This window comes from Streptococcus suis (genome assembly GCF_019856455.1).
In the GTDB taxonomy this organism is placed as follows: domain Bacteria; phylum Bacillota; class Bacilli; order Lactobacillales; family Streptococcaceae; genus Streptococcus; species Streptococcus suis_AE.
Genome location: NZ_CP082205.1, coordinates 1,902,364 through 1,917,257, shown reverse-complemented (window position 1 = coordinate 1,917,257; position 14,894 = coordinate 1,902,364). Strand labels below are relative to the sequence as shown.

The 14,894-nt window shown below is 38.9% G+C and carries 11 protein-coding genes and 1 pseudogene; all 12 read left to right on the top strand.

Annotation, left to right across the window (positions count from 1 at the left end):
* Window positions 1–164 precede the first annotated feature (164 nt).
* The 12 genes and pseudogenes from K6969_RS09185 (at window position 165) to ftsA (ending at window position 14,893) form a co-directional block, all read left to right on the top strand.
* Window positions 165–1,328, top strand: coding sequence for a DNA cytosine methyltransferase (locus tag K6969_RS09185; RefSeq protein ID WP_029173606.1), 1,164 nt, complete (start codon window positions 165–167; stop codon window positions 1,326–1,328).
* A 10-nt stretch (window positions 1,329–1,338) separates the two neighbouring features.
* On the top strand, window positions 1,339–3,537 hold the full coding sequence (locus K6969_RS09180) for an ATP-binding protein (protein WP_029173605.1): 2,199 nt from the start codon (window positions 1,339–1,341) through the stop codon (window positions 3,535–3,537).
* Complete coding sequence (locus K6969_RS09175; RefSeq protein ID WP_171942553.1) at window positions 3,527–4,468, top strand: hypothetical protein; 942 nt, start codon at window positions 3,527–3,529, stop codon at window positions 4,466–4,468. Before K6969_RS09180 ends, K6969_RS09175 begins: the two co-directional genes overlap by 11 nt.
* A gap of 4 nt (window positions 4,469–4,472) precedes the next feature.
* Window positions 4,473–5,098 (top strand): annotated as a pseudogene (locus K6969_RS09170) (DUF3883 domain-containing protein).
* Window positions 5,099–5,140: 42 nt separating this feature from the next.
* Window positions 5,141–6,199, top strand: coding sequence for an MmcQ/YjbR family DNA-binding protein (locus tag K6969_RS09165; RefSeq protein WP_029174028.1), 1,059 nt, complete (start codon window positions 5,141–5,143; stop codon window positions 6,197–6,199).
* Between the two features lie 82 nt (window positions 6,200–6,281).
* Window positions 6,282–7,274, top strand: a complete 993-nt coding sequence (asnA, locus tag K6969_RS09160) for an aspartate--ammonia ligase (protein WP_015646534.1) — start codon at window positions 6,282–6,284, stop codon at window positions 7,272–7,274.
* Between the two features lie 134 nt (window positions 7,275–7,408).
* Window positions 7,409–9,256 carry a translational GTPase TypA gene (typA, locus tag K6969_RS09155; protein ID WP_002943010.1) on the top strand — a complete coding sequence of 616 codons (1,848 nt, stop codon included), beginning with the start codon at window positions 7,409–7,411 and terminating at the stop codon, window positions 9,254–9,256.
* Between the two features lie 17 nt (window positions 9,257–9,273).
* On the top strand, window positions 9,274–9,564 hold the full coding sequence (locus tag K6969_RS09150) for a DUF3165 family protein (protein WP_002943024.1): 291 nt from the start codon (window positions 9,274–9,276) through the stop codon (window positions 9,562–9,564).
* A 292-nt stretch (window positions 9,565–9,856) separates the two neighbouring features.
* Window positions 9,857–11,206: a UDP-N-acetylmuramoyl-L-alanine--D-glutamate ligase gene (murD, locus tag K6969_RS09145; protein WP_171942554.1), complete on the top strand. Its 1,350-nt coding sequence runs from the start codon at window positions 9,857–9,859 to the stop codon at window positions 11,204–11,206.
* 2 nt (window positions 11,207–11,208) lie between these two features.
* Window positions 11,209–12,273: a UDP-N-acetylglucosamine--N-acetylmuramyl-(pentapeptide) pyrophosphoryl-undecaprenol N-acetylglucosamine transferase gene (locus K6969_RS09140; RefSeq protein WP_029175605.1), complete on the top strand. Its 1,065-nt coding sequence runs from the start codon at window positions 11,209–11,211 to the stop codon at window positions 12,271–12,273.
* Between the two features lie 5 nt (window positions 12,274–12,278).
* Window positions 12,279–13,361: a cell division protein FtsQ/DivIB gene (locus K6969_RS09135; RefSeq protein ID WP_029174031.1), complete on the top strand. Its 1,083-nt coding sequence runs from the start codon at window positions 12,279–12,281 to the stop codon at window positions 13,359–13,361.
* Between the two features lie 152 nt (window positions 13,362–13,513).
* Window positions 13,514–14,893 (top strand): cell division protein FtsA, encoded by a 1,380-nt coding sequence (gene ftsA / locus K6969_RS09130; protein WP_024375744.1) that lies wholly within the window; start codon window positions 13,514–13,516, stop codon window positions 14,891–14,893.
* Window position 14,894 lies beyond the last annotated feature (1 nt).

Sequence of the window (14,894 nt, the reverse complement as noted above, 5' to 3'; positions counted from 1 at the left end):
GTAGGACGGATTGAAGAAATGAAAAAACTGGTTAAGTAGGTAGAATATGATAAATGCCCAGCCTAAAATGGCTGGGTTTTGTGGTATAATCTAAAATAGGGGTTGTTTTATGCTTTGATAAGACAATAAACAAGTTATTTACACTGTAAAAGTAAGGATATTTTATGATTAATGTTGTAGATTTATTCTCCGGTGCGGGAGGACTAACATTTGGTTTTCAAAAAAGAATTGTTGACAATTCTTTTGTTAGGAGAGATGATTTTAAAATAAATTTTGCCAACGAATTTGATAAGAATGCAGCTGAAGCATTTAGGCAGAATTATCCTGATATCCCAATGATAGAAGGAGATATAGCGGATCTTAATATTGATTACTTGACTAATATAGGAGTAAATATAAAAGATATTGACTTGGTGATTGGAGGACCTCCATGTCAATCATTTAGTACCGTTGGAAAGAGACAATTTGATAATAGGGCAAAAATGTATAAGGAGTATAGAAGACTGCTATCATTTTTGCAACCAAAGATGTTTGTTTTTGAAAATGTGTTAGGCTTATTGACAATGAAAAATGATGATAAAAAGCCTGTTTTGGAAGATGTAAAAGAGAGCTTTCAAGATTTTTCTGACTTTAATGATGCGAATGGTTACAACCTACATATTCAGGTACTAAATGCTAAAGATTTCGGAGTTCCTCAAAATAGAGAACGTGTCTTTATTATTGGTGTGAGAAATGATTTACAATTAGATGTAGAGTGGCGATTCCCAAATAGTATAGCTAATGAACATCCTATAACATTAAGAGAAGCGATAAGTGATTTACCTCTTTTAGGAAATAATGAGACTATGAATAGCTATCAAGGAGAACCCGTAACGGTTTATCAGCAATTAATGAGAGGAAATACGATAGAATTAAAAAATCATGCTAGTAGACGACATGGTGATAGAATGATTAAAATCATGGAAGCTCTAAAAGAGGGACAAGGAAAAGATGATATAAACAGTATGGTTGAAGAAGGAAAATTACCCAAAGAATTGTTTCTTACTTCGGGGTATAGTAATACATATGGACGACTGTGGTGGGACAGACCTTCAACCACAATCACTAATAATTTATCAACCCCATCATCGTTGAGATGTATTCATCCCAGTCAAAATCGTGCTCTAACCGCACGAGAGGGAGCTAGGATTCAATCTTTTCCTGATGACTATGTTTTTATTGGAGGGTTTGAAGCAGTGAATACACAGATTGGAAATGCAGTCCCTCCAATTCTAAGTATATATTTAGCAAATAGAATAGCTGATTTTTTTAGAGAGAATAATTTATAAAGGAATTGTTATGATTGAAAAGGATAAAATTCAGTTTAATTTTTCATATTATGCACTAAATTTATTGGGAAAGCAAATGTATACCAATAGATGGAGTGCTATATCTGAATTAATTGCAAATGGACTAGATGCAGGTGCTACTAAGGTAAATCTCTATATTGAATCTATTGATAAAAAAAATTCTATCTTAGAAATTATTGATAACGGTAGTGGAATGGACTATGATGATTTATCTACAAAATATGCTCTGATTGGTCGGAATAAACGTTTATCAAGTGAAGATTTATCAGAAAAAACAAAGGGGAGGAAAGGAATCGGAAAATTAGCAACGTTATTTCTTTCTAAAAAATATTATATAGTCTCAAAGAAAGATGGCATTGCAAGTGCATGGATGTTAGATTCAACTGACGCATTAGACAGTGACATACCTGAACTAGTGCGAGTACCTATCGATGATGTACATATTGAGAATACAAAAATCTGGGATGAAATTGAGAGCGGTACGCTAATCAAGTCTGTTGGTGTCAATTTAGCGGGTTTTGCTGAAGGGAAACTAGAGTCTTTGAAGATGACTTTGGCAAACTACTATCTTTTGGATAATCTTGGGGCAGACATTGAAGTAGCGTATAGGACCGATGTAAATCAGGCTATAGAGTTTTCAAAAGTTTCTAAGGTCATTGGATTTAAAAATTTTTATGCCTTTTTTCAAACAGATAAAACAGTGGTCAATATGGATCTGCTAAATGATTCGGTAAAGATAAGTGCGGATTTAGAGGAAGTGTCAAATAAACTGCGTCAGGTAAAAAGAATATATCCTTCTGAGATATCAAGAATTAGTTTAACTGGTAAAGAGGAATTTCTGAATATTGATGGAGAGCTAGAAGAAATTACTTACGAGCTAACAGGATGGATTGGTATCCATAGTACAATCAATATGTCTGAAGCTCTTGAAAATACTGGAACGGATACAAAGGACAGATTTATAAGGAATCAAGTTTATAAAGCTAATCAATTGAGATTATATGTTCGTGATAAATTAGCTGTTTCAGATTTTATGCCCTTGTTAAATAATACTCAAGCATTTGGTGCTTACATAGAGGGGGAAATTTCATTTGACGTTTTGGATCATGATAGATTGGAAGATATTTCGACAACTAATCGAGAAGGTCTCTCGGGAAACGATGAACGTATTACTTTGTTAATTGACTTGTTGAAACCTATTGTTAATAAGTTGATTAGTGAGCGTGCAAATATAGGTTCAGTTGTTCGTAAAGAAGTTGATGAAATTAGGAGAAAAGAAAAAAAAGCTCTTGAGGAAAAAAGAATACAAGAAGAAGAAGCGAAAAAGATTGCAGAAGAAGAACGTAGGGAGGCAGAACTTGCTCGTAAGACGGCTGAGCGAGAAAAGATTGAGGCTCAACAAAAGCAGAGGCAGGCAGAAGTCGCAAAAGAAGTTGAGCGAGAAAAGCGGTTGGTTACAGAACAAGAATTGAAGATTACAAGTAAGCAGGCTTTATTTTTAAGAAAATTGACAAATCCAAAATTTGAGAATGCGACGGAAGCTCTACATGCTATGTATACAGAGTCTGATAGTATTGAACTATCAATTAATTCAATTAGTCAGATATTAAATGAGTATCAAGCAACAGACATTATTGCTGAGGTGGATGAGGATATATATGGGATCACTATTTCTGCTCAGAAAATTAAGAAAATTTATGATTTAGCATTCTCAGCAGATTTTCGATTATCTGATCAAACTCAGTCTTTTATACTACAAGAGTTTATTGAGCAATATATAAAAGATTTACTTAAGCCTACCAAAGATCGATATAGTAAAATAAAATTTAAATACCAGCCTGAAAAGATTTTAACAAACAAAATAAAATTTAATACTGCTGAGCTAGGGCTAGTTGTTGATAACCTAGTAAATAATTCTTTCAAGGCAGGTGCAAGTAATATAGATTTAGATTTTTACACAAATGGAATTTATACGGTTATGGAATTTAAAGATGATGGGGAGGGGCTCTCTTCCGCCATAATTACCCCGGATAGAATATTTGAATTAGGCTATACAACAACAGAAAGTACCGGGGTCGGCTTATCTCATGTTAAGCGTGTTATGGAAGAGAATGGAGGTTATATAAAATTACATGAAAAAAATGAGAGGGGATTCTGTTTAGAATTGGGTTTTTTAAATGAGTATTGATTTAAATATTTTATGGTTTGAGGATACGACAACTTGGTATAATAATATTTATCGTAAACTAGAAAGATATGTAAAGGATAGGAATTTTTTATTAAAGGTTACAAGATTTGATACTGTGAATACCGAACAGCTAGTCAAGTTATTACATGAGAAGCATTTTGATGTCATTTTCATAGATTTAAATTTACTTGGTTCAATAAAAGGAACTTCAGCTATAGAAGTCATTAGAAGACAAAATATTTTGTCAGATATATTGTTTTGCTCAGTTCAGAAAAATGATATTGAGGATCAATTATCTAAAAAGTTTATTGAGGGGACATATGTTTGTAGTCGTGAGAATTACGAATTTATCCCTAAGGCTAAAAAAATTATTGACAAAAATATTTTAAAAACAGAAAATGTTCTAAGTATACGTGGTTTATTGATGAATAATGTCAGTGTTTTTGATCAAAAGATGAAATTAATTATTTCAAAATATATTGATTTAGCAACTGAAGACGAAAAAAATAGTTTAGATAGGTATGTAGAAAAACAAGGGAGAGATTTTTATAATAAAATAAGTAAAGTTCATCAAAATTCGACTAGTGCTTCTGAGGGGTATTTGAAGGCGGTTTTAGAACAAGAACGGGCTTATGTTATGGATTCAGACAAACTTGCTAGGGTAGTAAATAAAATATTTAAGATGTTAAAATCTTCAAATGATGACAAGTATGATGAAAGATACGACAACTTTGTGGACAATTACCGTTCAAATATATTAAAGGAAAGGAATTTATTAGCTCATGCAAAAACTGATGGAGTGCATGGATTTAAAATTGAAAATCAAGATGGCAGAATAATAACGTATGATTCGGTTAAGTGTAATGAAATCAGGGGGAATATAAATAGATATAATAATCTTTTTGAAGAAACATTGCATAAGTGGGGGTAAGGATATGTCAAATAGAAACCGTCACAAATATTACGAACTATTAAATCTATTAGGCTATGGTCTAGCTAAATTCGATAATGAATTTATCAAAGAATGGAAGATTATCGCCCTAGAAAAGAACTAATTGATAGCTTGTTTGGAAATGAAGATGTTGTAAATTATGCCAACATCGTTAAGTTGTACCTTCAGAAAGTTCATAATGTAAAGGAAATAACATTAATTGAAAGTCCTATAGTGAAGTCAAAATTCAAAAGATTACAAGAAACAGGACTAGAAGCTGAATTGTACTTTATGAACAATTATCAAAAAGAGTCCGTTTTCCAAAGTGGTACTATAGAGGATGCTCGTTTGTATGGTGATGGATATGATTTTCAGCTCAGTGTAGGAAAGAATAATTATTTAGCTGAGGTAAAGGGAATTAGGGGAAAACACGGGGATATTCGACTAACTTTAAAAGAGTATCAACAAGCTGAATTTTATAAGTCGAATTACTTTCTTTCTGTCGTTTCAAATTTAGAAAGTTCCTCTAAGCTTACTATTATTTCTAATCCCTTAAAACAACTAGAATTTAGAAAAGTAATTCGGAAAACCAAAGATATTGTTGAATATCATTTGGTTGATAAACTTTAATTTTAGATTTTATTGATTTTGTTTCAAGAGAGAACTATGCCTATGTCTTCAGTTAATTCTTATAAAATCCACCTCCCCTCCCTCATCCCTTTCGGTTTTATCTTCTCAGACAATCGTTACATCTACCGTGAGGTCTTCATGGAGGGGCAGTTTGAGGCGGTGGTGGAGGTGGATGAGGCTGGTCAGCTGTCATCCTATGTTTGGGATTGTGAGATGGAGGAGGCCTATACCGCCCATCTGGTGACTGCGCCAGCTGGGGCTTTTGTGGGGCAGGTACGTGAGGCTTATCAGTCCATTTTGGATCGAGTAGAGGAGGCCTGCTGTATCGCTCTGCCATTTTCCAAAGACCAAAGCAACCGTATAGCCCAGCTCATCAAGGAGAAGTGGGGCGACCTTCCTGACTATCCCTTTGCCAAGTTGCCGACCTATGGTGCTTTTCGCCATCCCTCCAATAATAAGTGGTATGCCCTGGTCAGTCAGATTCCGAGGGACAAGCTGGATGGGAGCGGTTCTCAAGAAGAGGTGGAGATTGTCAATCTCAAGGTCGATGTTCGGGAAATAGCAGAGCTACTAAGTCAGTCGGGCATTTTCCCAGCCTATCACATGTCTAAGAAGTCTTGGGTGTCAGTCTTGCTGGATGATACGTTAGAGGACCAGACGGTGTTTGCCCTCCTTGAGAAAAGTCGTTATTTGGTGGGACCGAAATCCTACAAGGCGGCGCAAGGGCCTGATTACTGGGTTATTCCAGCCAATCCCAAGGTCTATGATATCGATACCGAATTTGCGGAAAATAAGGTAGTCTATTGGCCACAAAAATCAACTATTCAAGCCGGGGACATCGTAGCCATCTATGTTACAGCGCCGGTACAGGCCATTCGTTATGTTTGTCGTGTCTTAGAAGCAAACTTGGAAAATCATGGAGAATCAGATATTCCGACAGAAAAGAAACTCATGCAGGTGGAATTGCTTGCTCAGTTTTCCGATAATGTTTTGCCGAGAGCGCGCATGATGGACTTGGGAGTCAGGGCGGTGCGTGGTCCTAGACGCTTGACAGAGGGCGTGATAGAAGTACTGACATCCGAAGTGAAACACCTCTATTAAATTATCAGAATATTTAATAAAAAGACTTTACAAGTAGGTAAAAAAGAGTATAATAAGGTGTATAAATTTAAGGAGGTAAGGTATGAAGAAAAGCTTCATTCATCAGCAAGAGGAGATTTCTTTCGTCAAAAATACATTCACTCAGTATTTGAAAGACAAGCTAGAAATCGTAGAAGTGCAAGGACCGATTTTGAGTCGTGTCGGGGATGGTATGCAGGATAATTTGTCCGGTGTGGAGAATGCGGTTACTGTTAATGTGAAGCTGATTCCAGATGCGACCTATGAAGTGGTTCACTCACTTGCTAAGTGGAAGCGCCATACCTTGGCTCGTTTCGGTTTTAATGAGGGAGAAGGACTCTTTGTTCACATGAAGGCTCTGCGTCCAGATGAGGATTCCTTGGATCCAATTCACTCAGTATACGTGGATCAGTGGGACTGGGAAAAGGTTATCCCTGATGGTCGTCGCAACTTGGCTTATTTGAAGGAAACGGTCGAACAAATCTATAAGGCCATTCGATTGACAGAGCTTGCAGTTGAAGCACGCTACGATATCGAATCTGTCTTACCGAAGAAGATTACCTTTATCCACACAGAGGACTTGGTGAAGAACTTTCCAGACTTGACACCAAAAGAGCGTGAGAATGTGGTTGCCAAAGAATACGGTGCAGTTTTCCTGATCGGTATCGGCGGTGAACTGGCAGATGGTAAACCACATGATGGACGTGCACCAGACTATGATGATTGGACAAGCCCATCAGAAGCAGGCTACAAAGGACTCAATGGAGACATCTTGGTTTGGAACGAAGCACTTGGTTCAGCCTTTGAGTTGTCCTCAATGGGGATTCGTGTGGATGAAGAAGCGCTTAAGCGCCAGGTTGCTATTACAGGTGACGAGGACCGTTTGGAATTTGATTGGCATCGTGCTCTTTTGAATGGTCTCTTTCCGCTTTCAATCGGTGGCGGTATCGGTCAATCTCGTCTGGCCATGTTCTTGCTTCGTAAGAAACATATCGGTGAAGTTCAATCTAGCGTATGGCCACAGGAAGTGCGAGATAGTTTTGAAAATATTTTGTAAGAGGTTGATTTTCAATCTCTTTTCTTTTTCTTCTCAATCAACTGTCTGAAAACATTTACAATGTGATTATCTGTGATTTTTTCGCCAATCTGTGATATACTTTTTTAGTTAAATTAAAAGATACAGAGGATATTATGACAAAACTTAGAGAAGACATCCGTAACGTAGCTATTATTGCCCACGTTGACCACGGAAAAACAACCCTCGTTGATGAATTATTGAAACAATCCCAAACACTTGATGAACGTACGCAGTTGGATGAGCGTGCCATGGACTCAAACGACATCGAAAAAGAGCGTGGAATCACTATCCTTGCTAAAAACACTGCCGTAGCTTACAACGGTACACGTATCAACATCATGGACACACCGGGACACGCGGACTTTGGTGGTGAGGTTGAGCGTATCATGAAAATGGTTGACGGTGTTGTCCTTGTCGTGGATGCCTACGAAGGTACCATGCCACAGACCCGTTTCGTATTGAAAAAAGCCCTTGAACAAAACTTGACACCAATCGTCGTTGTTAACAAAATTGACAAGCCATCTGCTCGTCCAGAAGAAGTTGTGGATGAAGTCCTTGAACTCTTCATCGAACTCGGTGCAGATGATGACCAGTTGGAATTCCCAGTGGTTTACGCGTCAGCTATCAATGGTACTTCATCTTTGTCTGACAATCCAGCAGACCAAGAAGAAACAATGGCACCAATCTTTGATACCATTATCGAGCATATTCCAGCGCCAGTCGATAACTCAGATGAACCTTTGCAGTTCCAAGTATCCCTTTTGGACTACAATGACTTCGTAGGTCGTATCGGTATCGGTCGTGTCTTCCGTGGTACTGTTAAAGTTGGTGATCAAGTTACCCTTTCTAAGCTAGATGGCACTACTAAAAACTTCCGCGTTACAAAACTCTTTGGTTTCTTCGGTCTTGAGCGTAAAGAAATCCAAGAAGCAAAAGCTGGTGATTTGATTGCCGTTTCTGGTATGGAAGACATCTTCGTTGGTGAAACTGTGACTCCGACAGATGCAGTTGAGCCACTTCCAGTTCTTCGTATCGATGAGCCAACTCTTCAAATGACTTTCTTGGTGAACAACTCACCGTTTGCAGGTCGTGAAGGTAAATGGGTGACATCACGCAAGATTGAAGAGCGCCTTTTGGCCGAGTTGCAAACAGACGTTTCTCTCCGTGTTGACCCTACAGACTCGCCAGACAAATGGACTGTTTCAGGTCGTGGTGAATTGCACTTGTCTATCTTGATTGAAACCATGCGTCGTGAGGGCTATGAGCTTCAAGTATCACGTCCAGAAGTTATCATCAAGGAAATCGACGGCGTGAAAATGGAGCCATTCGAGCGCGTGCAAATCGATACTCCAGAAGAATACCAAGGTTCTGTTATCCAATCCCTATCTGAGCGTAAGGGTGATATGTTGGATATGGTTGCGACAGGAAATGGTCAAACTCGTCTTGTATTCCTTGTGCCTGCGCGTGGTTTGATTGGTTATTCAACAGAATTCCTTTCAATGACTCGTGGTTACGGTATCATGAACCATACTTTCGACCAATACTTGCCAGTTGTTCAAGGTGAGATCGGTGGTCGTCACCGTGGTGCCCTTGTTTCTATCGATCAAGGTAAGGCAACTACTTACTCAATCATGCGTATCGAAGAGCGTGGTACCATCTTTGTAAACCCAGGTACTGAAGTTTACGAAGGAATGATTATCGGTGAAAACTCACGTGAAAATGACTTGACAGTCAACATCACAACCGCTAAGCAAATGACCAATGTCCGTTCTGCAACCAAGGACCAAACATCTGTCATCAAGACACCACGTATCTTGACTCTTGAAGAATCACTTGAGTTCTTGAATGACGATGAGTATATGGAAGTAACGCCAGAATCTATCCGTCTTCGTAAGCAAATCTTGAACAAGGCAGAGCGTGATAAGGCTGCGAAGAAGAAAAAATTAGCGACTGAGGAATAATTTCTAGGAGAAGAAGCATGTTTTATTTAATCCTCGCCATCATGTTAGTACTTTTTTATATATTTGTGGCACCTCGCAATATTAAGGGGACTATGAATTTGATTGCGGCAGTATTTTTACTGGTAGCATTAGCGATTGCCTTGGTACTTGGATTTTTAAGAATCATGCAATTTTCAAAGGAAATTTGGGTTGGTCTACTAATGATTCTGATTGGTTTTTGGGCGATGCGGGATATTTATTATCTCGATAAAGAACCGAAAGACAGGCAGAGGAGGACAGAGCGACCTGGTCCTTATAGATATAGATGAAATTAACCGACGCTTTGCGTCGGTTCAGAACGTAGACAAACTCCTAAAAATATAAAAAATAGAAGAAGTTTGCGAAAGATAGCAAGTCATTAAACTCTTAGAAATGTTGATATTCCAGTGTTTCTAAGAGTTTTTAATTTTCAACATTAAGAAAAAAGATTGAAGAAAATTGTCCAAAATGGACTTTTTCTTCAATCTGAACCGACGCTTTGCGTCGGTTTTTCTGTCCTCTGGCTTGAAAAAGGTCTTCGTAAAGGTTAAAATAAGGTGTTAGAAAGTAAAGGTATTTGAGATGAAGATGGTTGATATTGTAAAAAATAAGAAAGTGTTAGTGCTAGGCTTAGCTAAATCAGGGGAATCTGCAGCCCGTCTCCTAGATAAATTGGGTGCTATCGTCACTGTTAACGATGGAAAGCCTTTTGAAGAAAATCCGACTGCTCAATCTTTGTTGGAAGATGGTATCCGTGTAATTTGCGGGAGCCATCCCTTGGAATTATTGGATGAAGATTTCGCTTTGATGGTAAAAAATCCAGGAATTCGCTATGATAATCCTATGGTTGAAAAAGCAATTGGCAAAGGAATTCCAGTATGGATAGAGGTTGAATTGGCCTACTTGGTATCAGATGCTCCAATCGTGGGGATTACAGGTTCGAACGGCAAAACAACGACAACGACCATGATTGCGGAAGTCTTGAATGTTGGAAATAAACCTGCAAAATTATGTGGAAATATTGGTTACCCAGCATCTTCGGTCGCTCAAACTGCGACTGCAGAGGATACCTTGGTCATGGAATTATCGTCTTTCCAGTTAATGGGGACAGAATCTTTCCGTCCGCATATCGCCGTTGTGACCAATCTTATTGCCAGTCATATTGATTATCACGGGACTTTTGAAGACTACGTAGCAGCCAAATGGATGATTCAGCGTCAGATGACGGCTGAGGATTTTGTGGTGCTCAACTTCAACCAGAAAGAAGCTAAGGAATTGGCTGGACAGACCAAGGCAACTGTCGTTCCTTTTTCTACGCTGGAAGTAGTTGATGGAGCTTATTTGGCAGAAGGAAAACTCTATTTCAAGGGTGAATACATCATGGATGCTGACCAGATTGGTGTTCCAGGTTCGCACAATATTGAAAATGCCTTGGCAACGATTGTTGTAGCTAAATTGATGGATGTAGACAATCAAGCTATTCAAGAAAGCCTATCTGCCTTCGGAGGTGTCAAACACCGATTGCAATATGTAGGTGAAATTAACGGCGTTTCCTTCTACAATGATAGTAAGTCTACCAATATCTTGGCGACTCAAAAAGCCTTGTCTGGTTTTGACAATAGCAAGGTCATTTTAATTGCCGGTGGTTTGGACCGTGGCAATGAATTTGATGAATTAGTACCTGATTTAATTGGCTTGAAGAACATGGTCATCCTTGGACAATCAGCTCCCCGTGTTCAACGTGCTGCAGATAAGGCAGAAGTGGGAACGATAGAAGCTCTCGATATTGCGGATGCGACTAGAAAAGCCTTTGCCATTGCAGAAAAAGGAGATATTGTCCTTTTAAGTCCAGCCAATGCAAGCTGGGATATGTATGCCAATTTTGAGGTGCGTGGCGACGTCTTCTTACAGACCTTTGAGGAGTTGAAATAATCATGAAAAAAATTGTTTTTACAGGCGGAGGGACTGTTGGGCACGTGACGCTCAATCTCCTTTTGATTCCGCGATTTTTGGAAGAAGGCTGGGAAGTCCACTATATTGGTGATGGGAACGGTATTGAGCATGAGCAGGTTGTGAAATCAGGTTTAGATGTCCATTTTCATTCTATTTCGACTGGGAAATTGCGCCGTTATTTCTCTTTCCAAAATATGTTGGACGTGTTTAAAGTCGGTTTCGGTGTACTTCAATCCTTGGCCATTATTGCTAAAATTCGTCCGCAAGCTCTTTTTTCAAAAGGTGGGTTTGTATCGGTTCCGCCAGTTATTGCAGCTAAATTCTTGCGGGTTCCGGTCTTTATCCATGAATCAGACTTAACAATGGGATTGGCCAATAAAATAGCCTATAAATTTGCAACGACCATGTATAGTACTTTTGAGCAACCTGCCAGCTTGACTAAAGTAAAACATGTTGGTGCGGTTACAAAAGTGGGGCAAACGAATGACAAAGTTACACCAATCCAGTTGCCAGAAATTCTCAGTCACTTCGATAAAAGTCTGCCGACCCTACTGTTTGTAGGTGGTTCGGGCGGTGCTAAGGTCTTTAATGATTTAATCAGTCAGAATAGTGCTGCTCTGACCGAACGATTCAATATTATCAACTTGACAGGGGACAGTAGTCTCAACCAATTAGATAAAAACCTATATAGAGTTGACTATGTGACAGAACTTTATCAACCGTTGATGGATTTAGCGGATGTCGTTATTACCCGTGGTGGTTCCAATACTCTGTTTGAGTTGATTGCCATGCAACAACTCCATTTGATTGTGCCACTAGGACGACAGGCCAGTCGAGGGGATCAGATTGAAAATGCTCTCTATGCAGAGAAAAAGGGATATTCTAAGCAGATTGATGAAAGTCAATTGACATTTGCCAGCCTGTTAGTAGAAGTCGATGAGCTATTGAAAAATAAGGAATTTTATGTCCAAAACATGGCAAATTCTAATGAAATTCAGTCAGTAGATAGTTTTTACAATTTGCTTAGAGAAGATATGGGAAGGTAGGTTCTATGACGGAAAAAGATTCAAATGTAGAAGAATCAGTGCTAGAAGTGGAACAGGCATCCCAAGTAGAATTGGATTCAGAGCAAATTTCACCAGCAGAGAAAGAATCTGTAGTAGCCGAAGAAAAAGGACTTTCTACGGATGTAGACATACCTGATATGACTGCTCCGGATGATGAAAAAAGTGCCTTTTTCGAACAATGGAAAGCACGCCACCAAGCCTACCTTGCTCATAAAGATGACGCAGATATTCAGGCAGTTGACGAGGGGCAGACAGAACAGAAGATCCCAGAAGCTAAAAAGAGTAAAAGGGGCCTTTTTCAGGGAATAAACAGAAGACAAGAGAGTCTGGAATCCAAGACAGAGACAGAGAAAAAGGTCCAGCCTTTAAAAGTTGATATTCCTTCCAAAGTAGTCTGGAAAGCTATTCCGGTTCTTGTGACGAGTTTGTTACTGGCAGCTCTAGCCTTGTATTTTATTTCTCCAACCAGCAAGAAAAAACAAATAGAGGTCGTTGGAAATGAGCGACTGACTGCTGAACAGGTAGAAAATTATAGCCTTATCTCTCCGGATGATTACAATGTGACTATAGCTTTGCATGCAGATGCTTACGCAAAGAATATTAAGAAGAATAGTTCGTCAGTTGAGACAGCGACAATCAAGTTCCAGTTTCCAGCTACCTTTACGATTCAAATTAAAGAATACGCTATCATAGGTTACATTCAGCAACAAAGTCAGTGGTATCCAGTATTGTCTAGTGGAGAGGTTGGCGGAGAGCCGATTTCACAGGATTCTTTGCCAGAAGGCTACACAACGATTAATTTATCCGACAAGGAATTAATCAAGGAACTGGCCATTGAATTGGGTAAAATAGATACAGGAATTCGTTCTGCTATTCAGACAATAAATTTAACGCCAAGTAAAGTGACCGCGGATTTGCTGACACTCAATATGGCAGATGGAAATACGGTTTTAGTTCCATTGAGTGAGATTAGCCAGAAGTTGCCTTACTATACAAAAATAGCGGCAGAAGTGACAGTTCCAACGACAATTGATATGGAAGTTGGTATTTATAGATATGCAAGCTGAAATAGATAATTTTGTAAAGAAAAAGTAATAAAAAAATCCTTTAAAAACACCATAATTCGATATAATATGGTATAATGAATGATGACTAATTATACTATTTTTCAAAATGGAAGATGATTTGTTAAAGTTGGAAGTAAGAGAGGACTGATAGAATGGCTAGGAACGGCTTTTTTACGGGATTAGATATTGGTACAAGCTCCGTTAAAGTCTTGGTTGCAGAATATATTGATAACGAAATGAATGTGATTGGGGTCAGCAATGTAAAAAGTGCTGGCGTCAAAGATGGAATTATTGTAAATATTGAGGTGGCCGCTGGAGCGATTAAAAAAGCGATCGAGCAGGCAGAAGAAAAGTCAGGTATCCGCATTGAAAAGGTAAATGTTGGATTACCTGCCAACCTTCTTCAGATTGAACCGACTCAAGGGATGATTCCTGTTACAACAGATTCACAAGAAATTACAGACTTGGATGTTGAGAATGTTGTAAAATCAGCATTGACGAAGAGTATGACTCCAGAACGCGAAGTGATTTCATTTATTCCAGAAGAGTTCACTGTCGATGGATTCCAAGGCATTAAGGACCCTCGTGGAATGATGGGAATTCGCTTGGAAATGCGTGGGATGCTGTACACAGGACCACGTACCATTCTTCACAATCTTCGTAAAACGGTGGAGCGTGCAGGTGTCCAAGTTGAAAATATTGTAATTTCTCCGTTGGCACTAACTCGCTCTGTATTGAATGAAGGTGAACGTGAGTTTGGTGCGACTGTCATTGATCTTGGTGGCGGTCAAACGACTGTGGCTGTTATGCGTGGCCAAGAGTTGCAATATACAAACATCTACCAAGAAGGTGGAGATTACATCACAAACGATATTTCAAAAGTATTGACAACTTCAAAGAGTATTGCTGAAAACTTGAAATACAACTACGGCATTGCCTATCCGCAAGATGCAAGTGATAAGGAAAAATTCACTGTTGACGTGATTGGAGAAAACGCTCCAGTTGAAGTGACCGAGCGCTACCTTTCAGAAGTGATTGCGGCACGTTTACGTCAGATTTTTGACCGTGTGAAACAAGATTTGGAGCGTACACGTGCTCTAGATTTACCAGGAGGCATTGTTATTGTAGGTGGTGGTGCTATCTTACCAGGAATTACAGAATTGGCCCAAGAAGTGTTTGGTGTTAACACTAAACTTTATGTTCCAAATCAAATTGGTATCCGCAATCCAGCATTTGCAAGTGTGATTAGCTTTGTTGAGTATGTTGGTGAGTTAGAAGATGTAGAAAATATTGCCCAACATGCAGTAAATGGTGAAACTACCTTGAGACATAAGCCAGTTGAAATTCCTGTTGCTCGTCCTCGGATTAGTCAGCCAATTCAAAGAGAAATCGTGAACGAATTGAACACAGTTGATCAGGTAGAGGAACAAGTTGCTCCTACTTACCATGATGAGGAAGAAGAAGTTCGTCCAGCTGCTAAGGGAAACATCACAGATCGCATTCGTGGTTTGTTTGGCAGCATGTTTGAATAAG